Here is a 23,017-nt window from a genome sequence, read left to right on the forward strand (position 1 = left end):
GATGAAATTTCAGAGAATCGCAGGCAGATTGGCAGCAGGAGTCATGACAGGAGCAGTTCTTTTGACGACCTTTGGAGGAACCGCACTGGCAGCGACGGGAGCGACACCACTGGAAAAAATGGAATATACAAAAGTGGTGACCACGGATGGGCATACGTATGCGCCCAAAACGAGCTTTTCTTTCACATTGACGCCAGTGGATCACAGCAAAGATACTAACCAGGCGACCTTTGAAGGAAATGTGGTCTTATCCGGCGTAGAGGGAGGACTGACACTGAAGGCGGGAACTATCACGTTCACGCCGTCCGGAAGCACACCGGACGCTTCTTACAGTGGTAAGGATGAGATTACCTGGAATATGGAAAAATTCAACACACCGGGAGTCTACCATTATCGGATGCAGGAGACGGCAGGAAGCTACGAGGGAATCGTCTATGATACCACCGTATATGATGTATATGCATTTGTATTAAGGGATGAAACAGGCAGCCTGTATGTAAAAAGTATTATCTGTACAAAGCCGGTGAAAAACGACAGGGATGAAATCAAGGACACGAAAGCCGACCTGATTTTCACAAATGATTACGGTAAGGATGACGACACCACGCACGATATCAACATCATCAAGAAAGTTACCGGCAATATGGGCGAGACCAACAAAGATTTCGTGTTCAGGGTAAAAGTAAAAGGCACAGAGGGCGAATGGTATAAGGTTGTTGTCACAGAGAAGGAGGGCGGCAAGGTAACAGAGACGCATCTGGTGAACAACGTGGAAGCGGAATTTACCGTCAGGGATACCGGTTCCATCCACATCTATGGACTGACCGCCGGCGACACCTATACGGTAAATGAGCAGGATTATACCGTAGACGGCTATACCACGACGTATGTAGACGCGGCAGGCAAAGAGGTATCTAATACAAATCAGGTAACGGAAGACGGAAGTCTGCTCTATGTAGATAATCACCGCGACGCTGCGATTCCCGGCGGCGTAGTCACCACCGTGGCTCCCTATGTCCTGATGCTGGCCTTTGCGGCAGCAATGATTTTCTTCTTTGGCCGTAAGAAAAAAATGTCTGAGGAATAATCCGTGTGGAGAGCGGCAGCCCGGGCGGCCGGGATTGGAAACCGTCTGCTGACCGTGATGGCAGGCCTGCTGGTATTCCTGATGCTGACCTACGGTACGTATTCCCTCTGGGATACGTACCGGGTGAGCCAAAACGCCTTTGTATCCGCCGAACTACGGAACTATAAACCGGGAGGAGGCGGAGAAAGCGCAGGCTTCGCCGAGCTTCGGGAGTTGAATCCCGACGTGTGCGCCTGGATTACCATACCGGACACGCACATCGACTATCCGGTGCTGCAGGGGGAAAATGATATGGTCTATGTCAATCAGGACGTCTACGGTGAATTTTCCCTGTCCGGCGCAATTTTTCTGGCCAGCGCAGACAGTCCTGATTTCTCCGACGGCTACAGCCTGCTCTATGGTCATCATATGGATAATGGGGCCATGTTCGGGGATGTGGCGAAATTTACAGAAAAAGAGTATTTCACGGAGCATCCGGACGGCGCACTGTATCTGCCGGAAAAAACATTGGCGATCCACATCTTCGCGTGCGTGGAGACGGACGCCTATGATGAACAAATTTATCACAGCGGAAAAGACGAGGATATTTCACAGCTTCTGTCCCATATCCGGGACAAAGCGGTGCAGTATCGGGAAGCGGAGCGCGGAGAAGCCCTGATAGGCCTTTCCACCTGCGCGGATGATGTGGGAACGAACGGTCGTGTAGTAATATTCGGCTGGCTGGAAGAGACGCCGGCCGGAAGGGAGGTGTAGACACCTATGAAAGCAAAAAAGAGGAAGGTCTGGCAATGGGCGACGCTTCTGCTCCTGCTTCTGGGGCTTTTGATGCCTGTGAGGGCAGAGGCTGCACAGAATAGCTGCACCGTGACGATTCCGGTGCAGATCGAAGTGAGCGGCGGGCATATTCCGGGTGGCAAGACGTATATGGCGACATTGAGCGCTGTGACAAAGGACGCGCCGCTTCCGGCGGAGACGATCCGGCAGCGGGAAGGAGTCGGTGAATTGAAATTCGGTCCCATTACCTACACCAGGACGGGAGAGTATCAGTACCGCATTTCCCAGAATACGGACAGCGCTGAGCGGTTTACCTATGACCGGGAGGCCTATCTGGTGACGGTGCAGGTGACTAGAACGGAAAATGGTACACTGGAAACGAATCTCTGGGCAAAGCGGGAAGGAAAGACGGAAAAGGCGGACGGCATCCGGTTTAAAAATCGGTATGACGCGCCGAAGAGCCAGAACTCCGGCAGTTCAGATTCCGGAAACCATCAGAGTTCCGTCAGACCGGTTCAGACCGGTGACGCGGCGAATATCGTCGTCTGGTTTCTGACTGCAGTTCTGGCAGCAGGCGTGATAGTTCTGATTGTCATCGGAAAAAAGAACAGAAACCGGGAGAAGAAAGAACGCATCTACAGACAGCGCATGTCGGTATACCGATAGGCAGAAGAATGTGCCATTGGTACATTCTCGCGCCGAGGCGTGGTTGCTTCAGCAAACCGGGAGAAGAAAGAACGCATCTACAGACAGCGCATGTCGGTATACCGATAGGCAGAAGAATGTGCCATTGGTACATTCTCGCGCCGAGGCGTGGTTGCTTCAGCAATTCCATGAAAAAAGAACCGCAGCCGGGATTCGATTTTCCGGATGCGGTCCTTTTTATAGATAGCAACACCCCATTTAAGATCTGGATGCGCTTGCGGGAGTCAGAACACTGGAAATAATCTTGCTGAAGGCCTTCATAAAGATGAAGAGCAGCACGGTATTGATACCCAGGGATACGATACACTTCACCAGACGGATGGTGAAAAGATACTTCCATTCCATACCGTACATGAAATGCAGCCACAGGGTATTCAGGGTGCAGGCTTCTACAAACTCAAAAAAGGTAGCTACAAAAATACGAACCGGGGTCACTTTGGAACGGTATAGGATCAGACCGAAGGCAAAGCCGAGAATCGCGTAGCTGAGTGTGAAGCCCGGAAAGAAGGGGCCTGTCTGGGGGGCAGCAAAGAAGCTGACCACATCGCCTGCGATACCGGCTGTCATACCCATCACGGGTCCGCCGTAGGCAGCGGCAGCAGCCAGCGCCAGGAACGCGAAGCGGAACTCCAAGTAGGGAGTAAGCTTTAAATTGAAAAAGGAAAGTGCCACGTAAGCGGCCACGAACAGACCGCAGAGGCAGATACTCTGAACCTTCCGGAGATTGTTAAACTGATCACGAAAGGCGAGGGCGTCTTTGGAAAAAAACTGCATAAAAAATACACCTCCATAATGATGTGTGAGAAACAGGTTACAAAATAAATAATATCGAGACTGCTTATGAAGCCCGATTCCTCCACACATGAGATGTACTCATCTGTAGCAACGGGTGCGGATAATATATCGTAAGACCGAGTCAGAAACTCTACTTTTCGTTTCGCGGCGACTCCCCAGCCTGCGAACACTTGACGCATAAAATCCTACTTCGCTATTATTTATTTCTGTCCGCGGATACTGGAATTGTATCGGAACAGGTACATTATATCATAGATTCCTAAAAAAGCAAGAAAGATTATCAAAAAATTAACAAAACTTTTGTAGCTGCTCCTTGCATATTTTTTCAGGACATGGTATCCTAGAAACCAAATGTTTGGTGATAGAAATGTGGTAGAAATGTGATAGAAAGAGGTGTAACCATGATTCTGGATGCTTTGCTGGACGCGCTCCTGGATACGGTGAAAACCGTGCCCTTCCTTTTGATTGCGTTCCTGATACTGGAGGCGCTGGAGCACTATTCCAATAATTATATGAACCGGGCCCTTGGAAAAATGGGAAAGGCGGGACCGCTGGCGGGAGCCATCTTCGGCTGCGTACCCCAGTGCGGTTTCTCGGTGACGGCGGCCAATCTCTATTCCGGCGGCGTCATTACCCTGGGAACCCTGATGGCCGTATTTCTCTCTACCTCCGATGAGGCGGTGCTGATTCTGTTTAGCCATCCGGGCAGCGGACGGGTCATCGCGCAGCTTCTCCTGGGTAAGATTGCGATCGGAATAGTGTTCGGCTATCTGTTGGATTTCCTGTTCCGGAATAAAAAGGAGCATAAGCATATCGGGGATATGTGCCGGGGCTGCGGCTGCAGCGACGACAGCGGTATCGTGAAGCCTGCGGTGCGTCATACGGTTCAGCTGACGCTCTATATCTTCCTGTTTACGGCGGTCCTGAATCTGGTGCTGGGTCTGGTGGGTATGGACGCCCTGACCACCTTTTTAGGCAAGGACACCTGGTTCCAGCCGTTTCTGACGGCGCTTCTGGGCCTGATTCCCAACTGCGCGTCCTCGATTCTGATAACCGAGCTGTATCTGGCCGGCGGTTTGAGCCTGGCCTCCGCCATGGGGGGACTGTGCGCCGGAGCAGGCATCGGTCTGGCTGTGCTGTTCCGGGAAAATCACCCCATGAAGGAGAATATAGGGATTGTAGCGCTTCTGTATCTGCTTTCCGCAGGTGCTGGTCTGTTGCTGGAGCTTGTCTTATAATAAGGAGGTACTTATGAAAAGGGTTGGGGGATACTTAAAGAGTATATTGCCGCTGGTGGTTATGTTGGGAATACAATTTGCGGCTTCTACGGTTCAGATGATAAGGTTCATGGTGCAATATGGCGTGGAAGAGGGAACACAGATATACATGAACGATACCATGACGATATTGCTGATCTCGGACGTACTGCTGCTTGGCGTAGCAGGTCTCTGGTATTATATCAGTGTGGTACGGCGGCGGGAGAAATACGGGATCCGGGAGACGTCGCTGTTTCAAAAAAAAGATCTGGCAGGATTACTTCTGATGGCGGTGGGCGCGCAGTTTCTGATAGGGATTCTGATGAGCGGCTGGGAGGTGCTGGATCCGAAATCCATGCAGGAGTACACGGATCTGATAGAGGGCGCTGGGCTTGGAGAAAGCGGAATTTCCGCGATCCTGGCGACGGTCATCATCGGCCCGGTTGCGGAGGAGCTGATCTTCCGCGGCCTGACGGTCGAATATCTGAAGCGGGCGGGAGCCTCCTTCTGGGTGATCAATATCCTGCAGGCTCTGTTTTTTGGCATTGCCCATCTCAACCTGGTACAGGGAAGCTATGCCTTTCTGATAGGTCTTCTGGCCGGATATCTGGTGCAGCGCTGCCATTCCATCTGGGCCGGAATTGCTTTCCATATGCTGTTTAACGGGTATTACCTTGTGGAACCGCTGGTAGCCGGATCCCTGGGCTTTTTACCTGAGGTACTGCAGGCGATCTGCCTCGTGGTATTCGGCCTGCTTCTGGTGGCGCTGCCCCTGCGGAGACTGATACGGGACACAAAAGAGCGGACCATCGGATAAAAATACAATAGAAATAAGATTTGAGAGATGACTTTTTCACCAATCATCTCTCATTTTTTTTGTCTATGTTTCCGGATTGATCGGGAGCCTGGGCTATGATACAATGATGGAAACTGGGAAACTATTTTTGGTTTCCGAGTTTCCTTTGGCAAAAGGGAAACACCCTAAGGAGGCATGAATGAGAGAGAAAATCATTGATACAGCCATAGAAGAATTTACGAAGCATGGATTGAAATTTACCATGAACGATGTGGCGAAGGAATTAGGGATTAGTAAAAAAACCATCTACACCATCTTTGAGAGCAAGCAGGATGTGCTGGTGGGAATTGCCGACCGGTACGCCCGGGATTTTACCGATATGAGGGAAGCCATTGAGCAGGACGATAGACTGGATACCCTGGAAAAGCTGGAGCGGTTGTTCTGCGCGATTCCCACCAAATATTACAATATCGGCCTCAGCCGGATCTTTGAGCTGGCCCAGAAGTATCCGAAGCAGTACAGATACCTGATGGAGGCGGTGAACCAGGGCTGGATCCTTGCGGAGCAGTATCTGGAGCGGGGCGTGCGGGAAGGCAGGATCCGAAAGGATATCTCCGTTCCGGTGGTGATGGCAATGATCCGGGGAACGGTAACCTGTTTTATGGAGAGCGATATTCTCTATAAAAACGGGCTGACCTACGAGCAGGGAAAAGAAGAGATGGTTCAGATTATTATGAAGGGGATAAGAGCAGCGTGAAAGAAGTAAGAATCCTTGAAATCAAGGAAAGTGTATTTGCGGACAACGACCGGCAGGCAGATAAGCTGCGCCGGGAGTTAAAGGAGCAGGGTGTGTTTCTGATGAATCTGATGTCTTCGCCGGGATCGGGCAAGACCACCACGTTAAAGGGAACCATTGAGCGGCTAAAAGGTCAGCTCCGGATTGGCGTAATGGAAGCGGATATCGATTCCGATGTGGACGCGAAGGCCATTGCCGGGACAGGCGTGAAGGCTATTCAGCTGCATACGGGCGGTATGTGCCACCTGGACGCGGAGATGACCCGGCAGGGGATCGAAGGCCTGGGCGTGGAGGACGTGGATCTGGCCATTCTGGAAAATGTGGGCAATCTGGTCTGCCCGGCAGAATTTGATACCGGCGCGTCTAAGAATGTGATGATCCTTTCCGTACCGGAGGGCCATGACAAGCCGCTGAAGTATCCGCTGATGTTTCAGATTTGCGACGCGGTGCTGATCAACAAGATCGACGTACTGCCGTATTTTGATTTTGATATGGAACGGGTGAAGGAATTTATCCATCAGAGAAATCCTCATGCGAAGGTATTTCCTATCAGCGCCAAGATGGGGGAAGGCATGGACGCATGGACAGAGTGGCTGGCCGGACAGGTGCGGGAATGGAAGACCGGAAACGCGTGATAAAAAGAGAAATGAGGGAGAGGAAAGAAGATGAAGAAAGAATTGGACAAAGAGTTGTATCCGGAGTATGTCTATCCGGAATTTACCCCGGATCCTGACGAGGCGTTCCGGGAGCCCATTGCGAAGCTGGGAAAGAAGATTACCGACCGGATTCCGCAGAAGCTGGGTCTTAAGAAGATTACCCGAAACGATCCGGAATACTGGGGACTGGCCGGGGTCCTGACCGATGAAGAGGCAGAGCTGGCCCTGAAGCTGGGCGTAAGAAAGCCCAAGACGCTGGCGCAGATTGTGAAGCTTTCCGGTATGGAGGAGAAGGCCTGTGAAGCCATGCTGGAGGAGATGTCCCGAAAAGGCCTTCTGGAATACAACTGGGAAAATGAGAAACACGAAAAGCAGTATGTGCTTCCCATGTACGTGCCCGGTTGCGCGGAATTTTTCAACATGAATGCGAGCATTCTGGAATCCAATCCGGAGATGGGAACCTTCTTTGAGCACATGTCCCGTCTGCCCCTGGAGAAGATTACGCCCTTCGTGCCGGAGGGCGGCGCAGGAATCGGTATGCATGTCATACCGGTGGAGAAGGCCATTGAGCTGGAAAATGAATCCGTAGATCTGGAGCATATTTCCCACTGGCTGAGCAAATACGAGGGAAAATACGCGGCAAGCCCCTGCTCCTGCCGTCGGTCCCGCCTTACCCACGGAGAGGGCTGCGCGGACGATCCGGAGGGCTGGTGTATCGCAGTGGGCGATATGGCGGATTATGTGGTGGAAACCCAGAAGGACGGACGCTATATTACCCGCGAGGAAGCGCTGGAAATTTTAAAGGCAGCGGAGGACAACGGCTTCGTACACCAGATTACCAATATTGACGGCGCGGACAAGATTTTTGCCATCTGCAACTGCAATGTAAATGTCTGCTACGCGCTGCGCACCTCCCAGCTGTTCAACACGCCGAATATGTCCCGTTCTGCTTATGTGGCGAAGGTAGAAAAGGCCAACTGCGTAGCCTGCGGCAAATGTGTGGAGGCCTGTCCGGCAGGCGCGGTAAAGCTGGGACAGAAGCTGTGCGACAAGGAAGGCTGCCAGGTGACCTACCCCAGGATGCCGCTTCCCTCGGAACAGCCCTGGGGCGAGCATATGTGGTCCCACAATTACCGGGATCTGAACCGGATCAACTGTTATGATACCGGTACCGCTCCCTGTAAGACCGCCTGTCCGGCCCATGTCGCGGTGCAGGGCTATCTGAAGCTGGCAAAGGAAGGCCGCTATGAGGAGGCTCTGGCGCTGATCAAAAAGGATAATCCGCTTCCGGCTGTCTGCGGCCATGTCTGCAACCGCAGATGTGAGGACGCCTGTACCAGAGGAACCATCGATGAGGCGGTAGCCATCGATGAAGTAAAACGCTTCCTGGCAGAGCGGGATCTGAAGGCGGAGACAAGATACATTCCGAAAAAGACCGTTCCCTCCCTGAAGGGCGGATTTGAGGAAAAAATCGCGGTAATCGGGGCCGGTCCCGCAGGACTCTCCTGCGCGTACTATCTGGCGCTGAACGGATATAAGCCTACCGTGTTTGAAAAGAGCGAGGAGCCGGGCGGTATGCTCCGTTACGGAATTCCCTCTTATAAGCTGGAAAAGGATCTTCTGGCGGCAGAAATCGATGTGATCCGGGAACTGGGCGCAGAGATTCGCTGCGGCGTGGAGATTGGAAAAGATATTACCATCGAAGAGCTGAGAGAGCAGGGCTACAAGGGCTTTTATGTGGCCATCGGCTGCCAGCGGGGAAGAAAGCCGGGCATTGCCGGAGAAAACGCCAAGGGAGCTTACGCGGCGGTGGATTTCTTAAGAGAAGCCGGAGCCAGAGAGAGCTTTGCCCTGGAAGGCGACGTGGTCGTTGTGGGCGGCGGCAATGTGGCCATCGACGCGGCGAGAATCAGCAGCCGCTGTACCGACGCGAAGATCTCCATGTTCTGTCTGGAGCAGAGAACGGGTATGCCCGCAAGCGAGGAAGAGATCCGGGAGGCGCTGGAAGAGGGAATTCAGTTACATTGCGGCTGGGGTCCCAGGGAAGTGCTGGAAGAAAATGGAAAAGTGACAGCGGTAGTATTCAAGAAGTGCACCCGGGTTCTGGATGAGCAGGGCAGATTTTCACCGGAATACGACGAGGAAGAGACCATTACGGTTCCCTGTAAGCATGTGATCTTCTCCGTGGGACAGGCCATTGACTGGGGCAATATGCTGGACAATCTGGACCTGAAGAGACGGCCCAACGGAGGAGCCCTGGCCAACAGACTGACCTATCAGACCTCAGAGCCGGATATCTTCGTGGGAGGAGACGTGTATACCGGACCGAAGTTTGCCATTGACGCGATTGCGGCAGGCCGGGAGGGAGCGATTTCCCTGCATCGGTATGTACACGAAAACTGTACGCTGACCATCGGAAGAAACCGCCGTGATTTTGTGGAGCTGGATAAGGAAAATATCTCCATCGACAGCTATGACACCTCCAAGCGCCAGGTTCCGGAAAAAGCAGATGAGAAAGCCCAGGCGGCAACCTTCCGGGATCTGTCCCACAGTCTGACCGAGGAACAGGTAAAGGTGGAAACCTCCCGCTGCCTGTCCTGCGGAGCTTCTGTGGTAGACCCAAATCAATGTATCGGCTGCGGAATCTGTACGACCCGGTGCGTCTTCGACGCGATCCATCTGCACAGAGAGCTTCCGGGAGCATCGGTTATGCACGCTTCCGAGGACAAGCTGAAATACATTCTTCCGAATATGGTAAAGCAGTCGGTAAAGGTAAAATTCGCAAAGAAGAAATAAGGATCGGAGAATGCAGGCATGCATGAATTAGGCGTGACGTTTCACATCATGGATCAGCTGGAGAAGGTAGCGCAGGAAAATGATGTGGAAAGGGTCCGGAAGGTGGTTCTGGAGCTGGGGGAGGTCTCTACGGTGATCGAGTCCTATCTCCAGAACTGCTGGACCTGGGCGGCGAAGAAACGGCCGCTTTTTGAAAAAGCAGAACTTATTGTTGAGACGCTTCCCGCAGTTACCTACTGTGAGGATTGTGGGAAAACCTATCCCACGGTGGAGCATGGGAAAACCTGCCCCTTTTGCGGCAGCGGGCAGACCTATCTTCTGCACGGAAATGAGTTCAACATTAAGGAAATAGAAGTGCAATAATTCACGGGCTATAAGAAAAAGGAGAGTGAGACAATGTTTTTTCAGATTTATGGAGAAACCGCAGGCTGGCAGTTGCTGGGCTGGCTGCTGGTCTTTACCGGACTGGTATTGATGAACGAGGTGGCAAGACGGACCAAATGGGGTGGAATCGCGTGTTTCCTGATTCTTCCCGCAGTGCTGACGGTGTATTTTATCGCGATTTACATCGGAGCGGCGGCGGGCGCAGAGTGGGCGCTGCAGAATGACACCTACGTACATATGAACAGCTGGTTCCATTACGCCAAGCTGTACGCGGCGACGGCAGGCTGTATCGGATTTATGGTACTGAAATACAACTGGGGAAAACTGGGAAAAGCGCACTGGTTTAAAGCCTTCCCCTTTGTGATTGTGGCAATCAACATTCTGATCGCGGTGGCCTCTGATTTTGAATCCGCTATCCGGGCCGGATCTCTGGCAGGCGGCTGGTGGCTGTCCTCAGAGGGCGTATGGCTGTATGGCGGCTGGTGGAATGTGCTGAATGGCCTGGCAGGTCTTTTCAATATCGTATGTATGACCGGCTGGTGGGGCATTTATTCCTCTAAAAATAAGCAGGATATGCTGTGGCCGGATATGATCTGGGTATACATTCTGGCCTACGACGTCTGGAATTTCCAGTATACCTATCTGAATCTGCCGACCCATACCTGGTACTGTGGTCTGGCGCTGCTTCTGGCACCCACCTTTGCGGCGGCTCTCTGGAATAAGGGCGGCTGGATCCAGAACCGTGCCAATACCCTGGCACTGTGGTGCATGTTCGCACAGGTATTTCCGCTGTTCCAGGACGCCAGCCGTTTCACTACGGTGACCTCCGTCTACGGCGAGGGCGGCATAGCCGCGGCAATGGGAAGCACCATGCCGGTTACCGCGAATCCTACGGCGCAGGGACTGATTTCTGTGATTGCGTTTGCAGTCAACGTATTTAGCTTCGCTTATATCCTGAAGCAGGCGAAGGTACAGAAGAAGAATCCGTGGAAGGAAGAGATTTTCGTGGATACGAAGGATTATCAGGAGGCAATGGCCAGAACCAGATAAGGCTTTGGAACAGTTACAGGGGCGTGCCTGGAACGGAATTTTTTCCGTACGGGCACGCCCCTTGTTTAAGAAACGGATTATGAGCCGGATTGCTTCCGGTATACCAGCCAGGAATATACGTAGAGCCAGAGGGTGCCTGCAAGAATAAAGCCAAAGGCCAGCACGGTCATAAGCCTGGAAGGGAAGACGCCGGACAGGATCAGGAGAATTCCCATGATACAGAAGAGAACGCCGCCCATGGCGTGGGTTTTCTTCCAGACATATTCGCTTTCCAGGGTCCAGGGCGTCTTGATTCCCATGGTGTAATTGGTGCGAAGCTGCGGCATATAGTTGCCGATGGCCAGAAAGAGAATTCCCACGGCTACGGGAACCACCTGCTCGATCCGTACCGGAAGGCCGAAAATGACAGCGTCGGTAGCCCAGGTAAGGCAGATCAGAAACAGGGTCATGGTGTAAATAAAAACATCATAGGCCTTCTTATGGAGCGTGTAGCTTTTCTTTCTCGGATCGATACAGGGCAGCAGCTTCATGAAAAAGAACAGGATACAGGGCAGCGCCGCAAGAAACAGGGTCACATATTTGTTGGAATAGCCGTTGACCGTCCCGTCAAAGCCCCAGTGGGTAGGCACGATATCCGGCATCTCCGGCAGCAGGCAGGCATGGGCCAGCAGAGAGACTACGGAAAGTCCGATAAAAAAACAATCCTTTTTCATTAATTTCATTATTTATTTCCTCCTTTGGAAAAGTCAAAAAACCATTTCATAAGTTCCTGAAAAACGGTCATATTCAGGCTGTAGACGATGTTCTGGCCTCTGCGCTCGTCCAGCACCAGGTCTGAGGACTTCAGGACATTCAGGTGATGGCTGACGGAAGGCTTGGAGATATCGAAGTAGCCGGCGATTTCCCCGGCAGTCAGATCTCCCTCGGTCAGCAGTTCCAGAATCCGCCGTCGGGTGGGATCCGACAGAGCCTTAAAAGCATCATTTAACATAGTGCCTCCTTTCAAAGCAATCCAAAACCGACAGTTAGATAATTAGACGATTATCTAACTGTCTAAACACAAAATACCATAGAGGCATCCAAATGTCAAGCACATTCATAATGGATAAAAAATGAATAAAAGAACAAAAACGGGGAAGCTTTGAGAACAGAAGGTAGCATTTTCAATGGAAATGTGATAGAGTAAAGCGGTAAGAAAAATTCGTATAACAGGAGGCAGATATAATGGCAGTGATAGAGATTACAGAAGCAAACTTTGAGACAGAGGTATTGAAGTCCGACGTTCCCGTACTGGTGGATTTCTGGGCTGTATGGTGCGGACCCTGTCAGATGCAGGGACCTATTATCGACGAGCTGGCGGAAGAGGTACAGGGTGTAAAGTTCGGAAAGCTGAATGTGGACGAGAACATGGGCCTGGCCCAGAAGTTCCGGGTCATGAGCATTCCGACCCTGATGCTTTTCCGGGACGGACAGGCAGCCGCCACCCTGGTGGGTCTGCAGTCCAAGGATACCGTGAAGCAGCTGTTAGGAGTATAAGATGGTATACGATGTAATTATAGTGGGAAATGGGCCGGCCGGATTGTCGGCGGCCCTTTACACCAGCCGGGCGAAGCTTCAGACCCTGGTGATCGGCAAGGACAACGGCGCCCTGACCAAGGCAGATAAAATCGAAAATTATTTCGGCATGGCAGAGCCGGTATCCGGCTGCGAGCTGGTGGAGAATACCAAGAGACAGGCGAAAACGCTGGGAGCAGAGCTTACGGAGGACGAGATCTTCCATATCAGCTGGAATGGAAGCTTTCGGCTGGAAGGCCGGAAGGAAACCTATGAAGCGAAGGCCGTGCTGCTGGCTACGGGAACCTCCCGGAAGACAGCCGATGTTCCGGGGCTTTCGAAGCTGGAGGGCCGCGGCGTCAGCTACTGCGCTGTCTGCGACGCTTTCTTTTACCGGGGACGGAAGGTGGGCGTTCTGGGAAATGAGGACTATGCCGCCCATGAGCTGGGCCAGCTTCTTCCGGTGGTGGGAGAGGCGGTGCTTCTGACCAATGGAAAGCCCCTGCATACAGACGTGCCGGAGGGCGTAGCGGTTTATGAGAAGAAGCTTACGGCTGTAAACGGAGAAGAGCAGGTGGAGGGCGTCACCTTTGAGGACGGGGAAAGCCTTGCCCTGGACGGTATTTTCGTGGCGCTCGGAAGCGCCGGCGCTGCGGATCTGGCTCGGAAAATCGGAGCCATGACCGAAGGTCGGAGCATCAAGGTGGACGAAGAAATGGCCACCAACGTACCCGGTCTTTATGCGGCCGGAGACTGCACCGGAGGCCTTTTGCAGATTTCCAAGGCAGTAGGCGAGGGCGCAAAGGCTGCCATGAGCATGATTCGGTTTGTACGGCAGCAGAAAAAATAATGGATAACAAAGGAGAATGAAAAATGAAACTGATGATAGCGTCAGATATTCACGGTTCCGCTTATTACTGTGAAAAGCTTCTGAAAGCCTACGATGAGGAAAAGGCGGATAAAATGTTGCTGCTGGGCGATATCCTGTACCACGGTCCCCGCAACGATCTGCCGAAGGATTACGCGCCCAAGCAGGTGATTGCCATGCTGAACCCCAGAAAGCAGGACCTCCTCTGTGTGCGCGGAAACTGCGACACCGAGGTAGATCAGATGGTGCTGGAATTCCCGATTCTGGCAGATTATTGTATCCTGTATCTGGATAGCCGGATGATTTTCGCCACCCACGGCCATGTGTTTAACGAGAAGAACCTGCCGCAGCTTCATAAGGGCGACATTCTGCTTCACGGACATACACATGTGCCCGTATGCAGGGAGACGGAGGATTACATCTATCTGAATCCCGGCTCCGTGTCGATCCCGAAGGAGGACAGCTGGCATGGCTATATGCTTCTGGAGAATGGTACCTTTACCTGGAAAGATTTAGATGGAACAATACAGAAGGAATTTCGGCCGGAATAAAATCCGGCCTTTATTCTTCGATGTGTTCCAGTCCCTGACACAGAATGTTGACCACATGGTCGTCAGCCAGAGAATAGTAGATGGTTTTGCCGTCCCGGCGGAATTTTACCAGCCGGTTCTGCTTTAACACCCGCAGCTGGTGGGAGATAGAGCTCTGGGACATCTCCAGCCCCGCGGCGATATCGTTGACACATTTTTCCCCTTCCCGGAGAACAAACAGAATCTTAATCCGCGTAGAATCCGCGAACACCTTAAAAAATTCAGAAAGATAATACACCTCGTCATCGGCGGGCGTCAGTTCACTGCTCAAAAACAATCCCTCCTTTTGGAAATATTTGATAAAGCTGTATTTATTTTAACATAAGAAAAAAAAGGTGACAAGAATAATATTTGAAAATATGATGATATGAGAATATGTGTATACTGATTCATATGTAAAAAACAGTGGAAAAGCGCCACAGACTGGAGCTGTTGAAAAAGTGCTGTAGGGATAAAAGTACGTAGATAGAAATTTTTCCAGAAAAAGGAAACTGAAATTGTCCATTATTGCTTGAAATAGGGCTGAAAACCAGCTATAATTAGAATATCTATGAGCAGGGAAAACCATAAGAATACGGAGAGCATTTGGATGAAAAAATTCAGATATACAGGTAAGAAAATTGCGGCACTGGTGCTGGCGGGCGTGATGGGATTCTCTATTACCGCGTCGGCCACCACCGAGTCCGAGATTAAGAAACAGCAGCAGGCCACCCAGAAGCAGTTAGACCAGATCAATTCCCAGATGAAGTCCATCGAGGGCCAGCGGAACAGTATACTGAGTCAGGTGAATTCCCTGAATTCCGAACTGACGAATCTGATTCTGAATATTCAGCTGCTGGAGAGCGATATTGAGGCCAAGGCCGAAGAAGTGGATCAGGCCCAGGCTGACTACGAGGCAGCCAAGCAGAAAGAGGAAGAGCAGTACGAAGCCATGAAGCTTCGGATTCAGTACATATACGAAGAGGGAGATATGGATTATCTGTCCCTGTTCCTGCAGGCGGAGAATTTCTCGGATTTCCTGAACCGGGCGGATTTCGCCCAGGAGATTCAGACCAAGGATCGGGAAATGTTCCTGGAGTATCAGGAGACTAAGCAGGAGGTAGCGGATCTCCTGGAGGAGCTGGAGCAGGAAAAGGCTGACATGGAGGATCTGCAGGCGGAGTACGAGGATCAGAAGAGTTCCACGGAGGCTACACTGGCCCAGAAGAAGGCAGAACAGGCCGACTATGACAATCAGCTGGCGGCCGCCAGGTCCCAGGCTGCCGCCTACAAGAAGCAGATCCAGGATCAGCAGAAACAGCTGAAAAAGCTGGAAGCTGAGCGGAAGCGGAAAGAGGCGGAGGCAGCTGCTGCAGCGGCGGCTCAGCAGAAGAGTAATTCCGGCTCCGCGTCCAACAGCTCTGGCAGCACTTCCGGTTCCGCAAGCAGCAGTTCCGGCAACAGCTCCGGCAGCGGATCCTCAGCCACTGTGTCCGGCGGAGGTTCCGGCGCGTCTATCGCCAGCTATGCCTTAAAGTTTGTGGGCAATCCCTATGTGTCCGGCGGCACCAGTCTGACCAACGGCGCGGACTGCTCCGGCTTTACCTGGGCAGTATACCAGAATTTTGGCATTTCCATTCCCCGGCAGTCTGACGCCCAGGGACATTCCGGCAAGTCTGTCAGCTATGCGGACGCCCAGGCGGGAGATATCATCTATTATGGCGGCCATGTGGGAATCTATATTGGCGGAGGACGTATCGTCCATGCCAGCACAGCCAAAACGGGTATCAAGATCAGCTCGGCTACCTACCGGAGTATTCTTTCGGTCAGAAGATATTATTAAAAACAGAAGCCAGGAAATATAGGAAAAACAGACAGAGCTTACAGGCGTCTGCTTTCGGGAAACCGGAGGCAGGCGCTCTTTTTACTCTATGGGAAATACCGTGTTACATGAAAGTGCGAAAGCTATGATTCCTATAGAGCAAAAAGCCCCTCCGGGGGATCGCACTGCGGCGGCAAGGTAGTATGTTGCTTATGCGACCCGCCGCAGGCGGAGAATCCTGCTTCGCAGGATTCTTTCTTAGAAATTTTTGAAATATCACTTGACTATAGTGTATATATATGATATATACACTATATAAACACTATATAAACACAACACACACAAAGAAAGCAAGGAAAACAGCCTATGAATATTATCATTAGCAATTCCAGCGGCAAGCCCATCTATGAGCAGATCACAGCCCAGATTAAGGGGCAGATTATGAATGGCTCCCTGAAGCCGGGAGAGGCGCTGCCTTCCATGCGGCTTCTGGCAAAGGAGCTTCGGATCAGTGTGATTACTACCAAGCGGGCTTACGAGGAGCTGGAGCGGGAAGGCTTTATCACCTCGGTGGTGGGCAAAGGGAGTTTTATAAGGGAAGCAGATCAGGAGTTTGTCCGGGAAGAACGGCTGCGGGCTGTGGAAGGGCACCTGCAGGCGGCGGTGGACGCGGCCAGACAGTGTGGCATGGACGAGACGGAGCTGGTGGACATTTTGAAGCTGTTATTTGAGGAGGCGTAGATATGGGCAGTGCCATAGAAGTAAGAAACCTGACAAAACAGTATCCGGGATTTGCGCTGAAAGATGTGAGCTTTCAGATTCCGGAGGGCAGTATCGTCGGTTTTATCGGAGAAAACGGCGCGGGAAAAAGCACGACGATAAAGGCGATTCTGGATTTGATAAAGCGGGACGGAGGAGAAATTACACTGTTTGGCGAGCCGGACGGCGCAAAGGACGAGACATTGAAAGAACAGATCGGCGTGGTCTTTGACGAGAACTGCTTTCCGGATTATCTGAACCGGAGAAATGTGAACCGGATGCTGAAGGCCATCTACAGAGGCTGGCAGGAGGAGCGCTTTGAAAAGCTCTGCGAGCGGTTCGGCCTCCCGGAAAAGCAGAAGATCAAAGAATATTCCAGAGGCATGAAAATGAAGCTTTCCATCGCGGCGGCCATGTCCCATCAGGCCCGGCTTCTGATTCTCGATGAGGCGCTTAGCGGTCTCGATCCGGTGGTGCGTGCGGAGATTCTCGATATGCTCCGGGAATTTGTTATGGACGAGCAGCATACGGTGTTTCTGTCCTCCCATATCACCAGCGATATCGAGAAGATCGCGGATTACATTTTGCTGATTCATAAAGGGGAGATTCTTCTGTATGAAGACAGGGATACGCTGTTGGAGGAATACGCCTTGATCCGATGCAGCGCCGAAGAGGCCGCAAAGCTGAATCCGGCCATCGTGGTGGGCATCCGCCGGGGCCGGTTCGATACTGAGGTGCTGGTGCGAAGTCGGGAAGGGCTGGAGGCAAATGAGGATTTGGTTATGGATCGGGCAAGCCTGGAGGATATTCTTCTTTATACGGCGGGAGAGCCGGGAAATGAGAGGTGTGCGGGATGAAGGGACTGATTTTGAAGGACTTGTATACACTGCGGCAGATGGGGAAGATCTATCTGATTTGCATGGTGTGCCTGGTGATCTGGGGCCTGGTTACAGACAATCCAACCATGCTTTCCAGCCTGCTTCTGGTATATGGGCTGATGCTTTTAATTACGACAGCCTCCTACGATGAAGCCTCCCATTTTAACCGGTACGCGCTGACCCTTCCCCTGACGCCAAAGAAACTGGTACAGGCGAAGTACCTGTTTGCGTTGCTTCTTTTCGCAGTTATGGTGACGCTGGGGATTCTGGGCGGCGCAGGTATGCTTGCGGTGCTGGGAGCAAAGGCAGAGATGGGGTACGGAGAGCTTCTGGCGTCCACATGTTCCATCAGTTGTATCTATCTGATGACAATTGTTTTCATATTGCCCTGCATCTATAAATTTGGTGTGGAAAAATCCCGGTTTCTGTTTATGGCGACTTACCTGCTTGTATTTGCCGGCTTCGCGCTGCTGTTCAGTATAGATAATATGAAAACCTGGCTTTCCGGACTGGGTGATCGGGGATTCCTGTCCATAGGCGCAGTCTTCGGAGCGCTGGCTGTCGTGGGGCTGATTGTGTCCTACCATATTTCCATCCGAATTGTGGAAAATAAGGAATGGTAAGGCAGCATGTTCACAAAATCTTAAGAAATATTTCAGAAAAAGGGACTGGCAAAACCGGTCCCTTTCTACTATACTGAATATCGGACAAAAGTTGACATAAAAACAAAGGAGTTAGCATGACCAGACGGCAGAAAAAAAGAACCTGGGTCTTCGCCGGAGTAATTTCCACGCTGCTTGGCGCGGGCGTTCTGATTGGCAGAGTCTATGCCCAGAGCCTGGAGCCTGCAGAGGCGGCAGCGGAAGCGGCGATCCCGGATGTGCTGGAGACGGAAGAGAAAGTATTGGAAGAGACAAAAGAAGAAGCGGAGGAACATCTGCCGGAGGACTGGAATCTGATTCTGGTCAATAAGACACACCCGATTCCCGAAGATTATCAGGTGGAGCTGAAAAGCATTGGTAGCGGCCATCAGATTGACGCCCGGGCTTACGATGATTTTAAGGCCATGATTCAGGCTTCCCAAAACGACGGAGTGACCATCTATGTGACCTCATCCTACAGGGATCTGAACAAGCAGATTGCCCTGTATGAGAAGAAGACCGACTCCTACCTGCAGCAGGGCTATTCCCTGGAGGACGCCCTGTCGAAAGCGGGACAGGTGGTGGCGGTGCCGGGCACCAGCGAACATCATCTGGGGCTGGCTCTCGACATGGTTTCCTCAGAATACCGGAGACTGGACGAAAAACAGGAACAGACAAAGGGCTTTCAGTGGCTGAAGGAGCATAGCTGGGAATACGGCTTTATCCTGCGCTATCCCAACGGAAGCACGGATATCACGGGCATCATCTATGAACCCTGGCATTTCCGGTATGTGGGCCTGGAAGCGGCAAAGGAGATCTACGAAAGCGGCGTGACGCTGGAGGAGTACCTGGGCGCGAAGCCCGTGACCGAGGGCGAGGCTGTCACCTATGACTACAGGCCGGAGAAGAAGCGTAAGCAGGCTGCGACCTGGCAGAATACGGAGGCAGTGCCGTCAGCTGAGGAAGCGGCGGACGCAGAAGAGATGCCGGAATACGAGGAGGCGCCGGAGCCGGAAGAAGTACCGGAGCCGGAAGAGATACCAGTAGAGGAAGAAACGCCGGAGCCCTGTGAGGCTCCGGTGGAAGAAGAGATACCGGAGACAGGTGAAGGACTGTAAACAAAAATTTACAGTCCTTAATTTTTTGTGAAATCAGGTTCCCGCCGGTTGGAAAGTATCAAAAAATATGATATCATAGATCGGTACGAAAGAGAGGGGACAAAAGTATGAAGAAGATTCTGGGAAAGCTGCTGAACCGGATTGTGATATTCGGCATCCTTCTGGCTGTTCAGCTGGGATGGTTTCTGCTGACTTTTACAAAGCTGGTTCATTATTCCACGGGCCTGTCCCTGGTTTTCCGGGTCATAAGTATCCTGGCAGTGCTGTGGATCATCAATACCGAGGACAACCCGGCTTACAAGATTGCGTGGATCATCCTGATTCTGGTAGTGCCGCTTCTGGGCGGCCTGTTTTATGTGGCAGTGGGCCACAAGCGTCCGGGAAAGGGCATGCGGAAGAGGTTGGACGCGGAGCGGAAGCGTACGGAAGGGGAGCTTAAGCAGCAGGAAGAAGTCATGGGACGGCTTGGCGAGATGGATCAGGGAACGAAAGGCGAGTCCTATTATTTGGCCGAAACCGGCGGCTATCCGGTCTGGGATCATACTTCAGCGACTTATTATAAAATCGGAGAGGAGTATTACGCCTCTCTTCTGGATGAATTAAAAAAAGCGGAACACTTTATTTTCATGGAGTTCTTCATCGTAGGCGAGGGCAAGATGTGGAACAGTATTCTAAAGGTTCTGGAGGAGAAGGCTGCGGCCGGCGTGGATGTGCGATTTATCTACGATGACCTTGGCTGTGTATCCCTGCTTCCGCCCGCCTACAGTCTGATTCTGGAATCCAAAGGTATCAAGAGTTTTGCGTTTAATCCATTTATTCCATTATGGTCGTTAGTAATGAATAACCGTGACCATCGGAAGATAGTGGTTATCGACGGTCATACGGCTTTCAGCGGCGGCGTGAACCTGGCCGACGAGTACATCAACGAAAAGGTGCGCTTCGGCCACTGGAAGGACACGGGCTTTATGCTGAAGGGCGAGGCAGTCTGGAACTATACGGTCATGTTCCTGCGGATGTGGAACGCCCATCGGCATACAGATGCGGACTATGAGGCTTTCCGTCCTCATGTGTGGCATCCGGAAGCCTTTGAGGGCCAGGGCTTTATACAGCCTTACAGCGATTCTCCCCTGGACGACGAGCGTCTGGGTGAAAATGTGTATCTGAATATTCTGAACCGCGCAAAGGATTATGTGTATATCTTCACGCCTTATCTGATCGTGGATCACGAGATGCAGACGGCCCTCTGTCTGGCGGCCAAACGGGGAGTGGATGTGCGGATCATGACGCCTGGCATTCCGGACAAGAAGACTATCTTCCAGCTGACCCGTTCCTATTATCCGGTGCTTCTGAAGGCAGGCGTGCGGATCTACGAGTATACGCCGGGCTTCCTCCACGCCAAGTCCTTTGTCTGCGACGACGAGTCGGCTGTGGTGGGTACGATTAACATGGATTACCGGAGCCTGTATCTGCATTTTGAGTGCGGTACGTTCTTCTATCGGAATCCACTGGTGATGGACGTGAAGCGGGACAGCCTGGCTACCATGGAAAAGGGCAGGGAGATTACCCTGAGCGACACAAGACAGGGCTTCTTTGGAAGCCTGTTCTGCGCGGTACTCCGGGTATTTTCACCGCTTCTGTAACCGAGAAAGGGGTTTTATTACAAATGAATATTTTATTTTTTCTGAAACCGAAGGCGGAGGTATCTTATCTCTACGAGGATTTTTCCATGCGGCAGGGGCTGGAGAAGCTGGAGCGCAGCGGCTACACAGCCATTCCGGTCATCAACCGCCATGGCGAGTACATCGGTATAATTACCGAGGGCGATTTCCTCTGGGCCCTGAAAAATAAATTCGCGCTGGATCTGAAGCAGACCGAAGAGGTCCCGCTTACCAGTGTGAAGCGGCGGATGTGCTGTGAGCCCATTTCCATCGATTCCAATATGGAGGATCTGGTGACCAAGGCTATGAACCAGAACTTTGTACCGGTCATCGACGACAAGGGCATCTTTATCGGAATCGTGACGCGGAAAGATATCATTGAGTTCTGCTATAAGGCTTATGCCAAAACGGAACAGAACGTATAATATAGAAAATGTAGGAAAAGGAGTGGCGGTAGGTCATTCCTTTTTTCGCGAAGTGTATTTTATCTCGTTGATAGATCCATAACAACTTTTATGTAAAAAGTAAAATTTGTTGCATATTTTATATTGATTCTCTGTCCAATTTTTGCTAAAATTAATCCCGATATCGTTTTGTATCAATGGTAGTTTATACAATACACTATCAAATAAATATATGGAGGGCTGGAAATGAGTAATACAGCACAGAGCCCGGCAAGCAGAAGAATTGAGGGTCTGCTGGACGGGAACAGTTTTGTGGAAATCGGCGGACAGGTGACTGCCAGAAGTACTGACTTTAACCTGCAGCAGTCTAAGTGCCCGTCTGACGGAGTAGTTACCGGCTACGGTCTGATTGACGGTAATCTGGTTTACGTGTACAGCCAGGACGCTTCCGTACTGAACGGAACCCTTGGCGAAATGCATGCGAAGAAGATTGTACGCCTGTACGAGATGGCATGTAAGATGGGAGCTCCGGTGATCGGTCTCATCGACTGCGCAGGCGTTCGTTTACAGGAGGGCGTGGACGCTCTGAACGCGTTCGGAGAGGTATATACCCAGCAGGCGCTGGCGTCCGGTGTTGTTCCGCAGATCACAGCAGTGTTCGGTCACTGCGGCGGCGGACTGGCTGTCGTACCGGGACTTTCTGATTTTACCTTTATGGAGGAGAAGGACGCGAAGCTTTTCGTGAACGCTCCGAACACCATCGCAGGCAACAACACCCAGAAGTGTGACAGCGCTTCTGCTAAATTTCAGGCAGAGGAAGCAGGCAGCGTCGATGCAGTCGCTGACGAGGCAGGTATCCTGGCTCAGATCCGCGCACTGGTTGCGATGCTTCCGGGCAACAATGAGGAAGAGGGCTGCTATTCTGACTGCGCGGACGATCTGAACCGCGTATGCGCAGAGCTTCAGGGCGTGGAGTATTCCGCATCCTACATCCTTTCCACCATTGCTGACGGCAAGGCTTTCTTTGAGACCAAGGCAGCTTACGCCAAGGATATGGTGACAGGCTTCATCCGTCTGAACGGCATGACCGTAGGCGCGGTAGCCAACGGAGAGCAGGAGATGACGGCACGCGGTGCTCAGAAGGCAGCAGAGTTCGTAGAGTTCTGTGACGCGTTCAATATCCCGGTTCTGACCATTACCAATGTAAAGGGCTTTAAGGCTTCCCTGTGCACCGAGCGCAATATCGGCAAGGCAGCGGCAAAGCTTACCTACGCATTCGCGAACGCGACCGTTCCGAAGGTGAATGTAATCGCAGGCGAGGCATTTGGCAGCGCTTACGTGATCATGAACAGCAAGGGCATCGGCGCGGATCTGGTATACGCATGGAAGGACGCGAAGGTCGGTATGATGGACGCATCCCTGGCAGCAAAGGTTATGTATGCGGACGCGGACGCTGAGACCCAGAAGGAGAAGGCGGCAGAGTACGCGGCTCTTCAGGACAGCGTAGACGCAGCGGCTGCACGCGGTTATGTGGACACCGTTATCGAGGCGCAGGATACCAGAAAGTATGTGATCGGCGCGTTTGAGATGTTATTTACCAAGAGAGAGGACCGTCCGGCGAAGAAACACGGAACTGTCTAAGAGGAGTGAG

Annotated in this window: 25 protein-coding genes and 1 riboswitch; of the genes, 21 read left to right on the forward strand and 4 right to left on the reverse strand. The window is 51.9% G+C overall.

Going from position 1 to position 23,017, the window contains the following annotated elements:
* Window position 1: 1 nt before the first annotated feature.
* From OCV63_RS03295 to OCV63_RS03305, 3 genes are read left to right on the forward strand one after another with little or no spacing between them, the layout of a single operon-like run.
* The gene (locus tag OCV63_RS03295; RefSeq protein ID WP_158362003.1) at window positions 2–1,087 is read left to right on the forward strand and encodes a DUF7601 domain-containing protein; all 1,086 of its coding nucleotides are present in this window, start codon (window positions 2–4) and stop codon (window positions 1,085–1,087) included.
* A 3-nt stretch (window positions 1,088–1,090) separates the two neighbouring features.
* Window positions 1,091–1,840, forward strand: a complete 750-nt coding sequence (gene srtB / locus OCV63_RS03300; RefSeq protein ID WP_262670623.1) for a class B sortase — start codon at window positions 1,091–1,093, stop codon at window positions 1,838–1,840.
* A gap of 6 nt (window positions 1,841–1,846) precedes the next feature.
* Window positions 1,847–2,527, forward strand: a complete 681-nt coding sequence (locus OCV63_RS03305) for a Spy0128 family protein (RefSeq protein ID WP_158362004.1) — start codon at window positions 1,847–1,849, stop codon at window positions 2,525–2,527.
* A 237-nt stretch (window positions 2,528–2,764) separates the two neighbouring features.
* Here OCV63_RS03305 and OCV63_RS03310 read toward each other — a convergent pair whose 3' ends face one another.
* Window positions 2,765–3,340 carry a folate family ECF transporter S component gene (locus tag OCV63_RS03310; RefSeq protein ID WP_262670624.1) on the reverse strand — a complete coding sequence of 192 codons (576 nt, stop codon included), beginning with the start codon at window positions 3,338–3,340 and terminating at the stop codon, window positions 2,765–2,767.
* 107 nt (window positions 3,341–3,447) lie between these two features.
* Window positions 3,448–3,556, reverse strand: a riboswitch (THF riboswitch).
* A gap of 185 nt (window positions 3,557–3,741) precedes the next feature.
* Here OCV63_RS03310 and OCV63_RS03315 point away from each other — a divergent pair.
* The 7 genes from OCV63_RS03315 to OCV63_RS03345 all read left to right on the forward strand — a co-directional run bounded on the left by OCV63_RS03315 (window position 3,742) and on the right by OCV63_RS03345 (window position 11,095).
* On the forward strand, window positions 3,742–4,599 hold the full coding sequence (locus OCV63_RS03315; RefSeq protein WP_262670625.1) for a putative manganese transporter: 858 nt from the start codon (window positions 3,742–3,744) through the stop codon (window positions 4,597–4,599).
* Window positions 4,600–4,612: 13 nt separating this feature from the next.
* Window positions 4,613–5,434: a CPBP family intramembrane glutamic endopeptidase gene (locus OCV63_RS03320; protein WP_158362006.1), complete on the forward strand. Its 822-nt coding sequence runs from the start codon at window positions 4,613–4,615 to the stop codon at window positions 5,432–5,434.
* A 178-nt stretch (window positions 5,435–5,612) separates the two neighbouring features.
* Window positions 5,613–6,170 (forward strand): TetR/AcrR family transcriptional regulator, encoded by a 558-nt coding sequence (locus OCV63_RS03325; RefSeq protein ID WP_158362007.1) that lies wholly within the window; start codon window positions 5,613–5,615, stop codon window positions 6,168–6,170.
* The gene (hypB, locus tag OCV63_RS03330; RefSeq protein WP_158362008.1) at window positions 6,167–6,844 is read left to right on the forward strand and encodes a hydrogenase nickel incorporation protein HypB; all 678 of its coding nucleotides are present in this window, start codon (window positions 6,167–6,169) and stop codon (window positions 6,842–6,844) included. Before OCV63_RS03325 ends, hypB begins: the two co-directional genes overlap by 4 nt.
* Before the next feature lie 30 nt (window positions 6,845–6,874).
* Window positions 6,875–9,661, forward strand: coding sequence for an FAD-dependent oxidoreductase (locus tag OCV63_RS03335; protein ID WP_158362009.1), 2,787 nt, complete (start codon window positions 6,875–6,877; stop codon window positions 9,659–9,661).
* Between the two features lie 18 nt (window positions 9,662–9,679).
* On the forward strand, window positions 9,680–10,024 hold the full coding sequence (locus tag OCV63_RS03340) for a hydrogenase maturation nickel metallochaperone HypA (RefSeq protein WP_158362010.1): 345 nt from the start codon (window positions 9,680–9,682) through the stop codon (window positions 10,022–10,024).
* Between the two features lie 33 nt (window positions 10,025–10,057).
* Window positions 10,058–11,095 (forward strand): DUF5692 family protein, encoded by a 1,038-nt coding sequence (locus tag OCV63_RS03345; RefSeq protein WP_158362011.1) that lies wholly within the window; start codon window positions 10,058–10,060, stop codon window positions 11,093–11,095.
* Between the two features lie 77 nt (window positions 11,096–11,172).
* Here the strand turns inward: OCV63_RS03345 and OCV63_RS03350 are convergent, their stop codons facing one another.
* Both OCV63_RS03350 and OCV63_RS03355 read right to left on the reverse strand, forming a co-directional pair.
* Window positions 11,173–11,817 (reverse strand): SdpI family protein, encoded by a 645-nt coding sequence (locus OCV63_RS03350; protein ID WP_158362012.1) that lies wholly within the window; start codon window positions 11,815–11,817, stop codon window positions 11,173–11,175.
* Complete coding sequence (locus tag OCV63_RS03355) at window positions 11,817–12,086, reverse strand: autorepressor SdpR family transcription factor (RefSeq protein WP_158362013.1); 270 nt, start codon at window positions 12,084–12,086, stop codon at window positions 11,817–11,819. The genes OCV63_RS03350 and OCV63_RS03355 overlap by 1 nt, the downstream gene beginning before the upstream one ends.
* Before the next feature lie 233 nt (window positions 12,087–12,319).
* On the opposite strand from OCV63_RS03355, the gene trxA reads away from it, so the two are divergent.
* From trxA to yfcE, 3 genes are read left to right on the forward strand one after another with little or no spacing between them, the layout of a single operon-like run.
* Window positions 12,320–12,631 (forward strand): thioredoxin, encoded by a 312-nt coding sequence (gene trxA / locus OCV63_RS03360; protein ID WP_158362014.1) that lies wholly within the window; start codon window positions 12,320–12,322, stop codon window positions 12,629–12,631.
* Window position 12,632: 1 nt separating this feature from the next.
* A complete protein-coding gene (locus tag OCV63_RS03365) occupies window positions 12,633–13,499 on the forward strand; it encodes an NAD(P)/FAD-dependent oxidoreductase (protein WP_158362015.1) in 867 nt (288 codons plus the stop codon).
* Window positions 13,500–13,522: 23 nt separating this feature from the next.
* The gene (gene yfcE, locus OCV63_RS03370) at window positions 13,523–14,068 is read left to right on the forward strand and encodes a phosphodiesterase (RefSeq protein ID WP_158362016.1); all 546 of its coding nucleotides are present in this window, start codon (window positions 13,523–13,525) and stop codon (window positions 14,066–14,068) included.
* Between the two features lie 10 nt (window positions 14,069–14,078).
* On the opposite strand, the gene OCV63_RS03375 is transcribed toward yfcE, so the two are convergent.
* Entirely contained in the window at window positions 14,079–14,378 is a 300-nt protein-coding gene (locus tag OCV63_RS03375; RefSeq protein WP_317245544.1) for an ArsR/SmtB family transcription factor, read from the reverse strand.
* Window positions 14,379–14,696: 318 nt separating this feature from the next.
* Here OCV63_RS03375 and OCV63_RS03380 point away from each other — a divergent pair, with 318 nt between their 5' ends.
* The 8 genes from OCV63_RS03380 (at window position 14,697) to OCV63_RS03415 (ending at window position 23,007) form a co-directional block, all read left to right on the forward strand.
* Entirely contained in the window at window positions 14,697–15,929 is a 1,233-nt protein-coding gene (locus OCV63_RS03380) for a C40 family peptidase (RefSeq protein ID WP_158362018.1), read from the forward strand.
* A 345-nt stretch (window positions 15,930–16,274) separates the two neighbouring features.
* On the forward strand, window positions 16,275–16,649 hold the full coding sequence (locus OCV63_RS03385) for a GntR family transcriptional regulator (protein WP_158362019.1): 375 nt from the start codon (window positions 16,275–16,277) through the stop codon (window positions 16,647–16,649).
* Window positions 16,650–16,651: 2 nt separating this feature from the next.
* The gene (locus OCV63_RS03390; RefSeq protein ID WP_158362020.1) at window positions 16,652–17,524 is read left to right on the forward strand and encodes an ABC transporter ATP-binding protein; all 873 of its coding nucleotides are present in this window, start codon (window positions 16,652–16,654) and stop codon (window positions 17,522–17,524) included.
* Window positions 17,521–18,168 carry an ABC-2 transporter permease gene (locus tag OCV63_RS03395; RefSeq protein ID WP_158362021.1) on the forward strand — a complete coding sequence of 216 codons (648 nt, stop codon included), beginning with the start codon at window positions 17,521–17,523 and terminating at the stop codon, window positions 18,166–18,168. The genes OCV63_RS03390 and OCV63_RS03395 overlap by 4 nt, the downstream gene beginning before the upstream one ends.
* 116 nt (window positions 18,169–18,284) lie before the next feature.
* Entirely contained in the window at window positions 18,285–19,304 is a 1,020-nt protein-coding gene (locus OCV63_RS03400; RefSeq protein ID WP_158362022.1) for a M15 family metallopeptidase, read from the forward strand.
* A gap of 107 nt (window positions 19,305–19,411) precedes the next feature.
* A complete protein-coding gene (cls, locus tag OCV63_RS03405; protein WP_158362023.1) occupies window positions 19,412–20,944 on the forward strand; it encodes a cardiolipin synthase in 1,533 nt (510 codons plus the stop codon).
* A 23-nt stretch (window positions 20,945–20,967) separates the two neighbouring features.
* Window positions 20,968–21,387: a CBS domain-containing protein gene (locus OCV63_RS03410; protein ID WP_158362024.1), complete on the forward strand. Its 420-nt coding sequence runs from the start codon at window positions 20,968–20,970 to the stop codon at window positions 21,385–21,387.
* A 225-nt stretch (window positions 21,388–21,612) separates the two neighbouring features.
* Window positions 21,613–23,007: an acyl-CoA carboxylase subunit beta gene (locus OCV63_RS03415; RefSeq protein ID WP_158362025.1), complete on the forward strand. Its 1,395-nt coding sequence runs from the start codon at window positions 21,613–21,615 to the stop codon at window positions 23,005–23,007.
* Window positions 23,008–23,017 lie beyond the last annotated feature (10 nt).

The organism is Laedolimicola ammoniilytica (genome assembly GCF_025567165.1).
GTDB classification, from domain to species: Bacteria; Bacillota; Clostridia; order Lachnospirales; family Lachnospiraceae; genus Laedolimicola; species Laedolimicola ammoniilytica.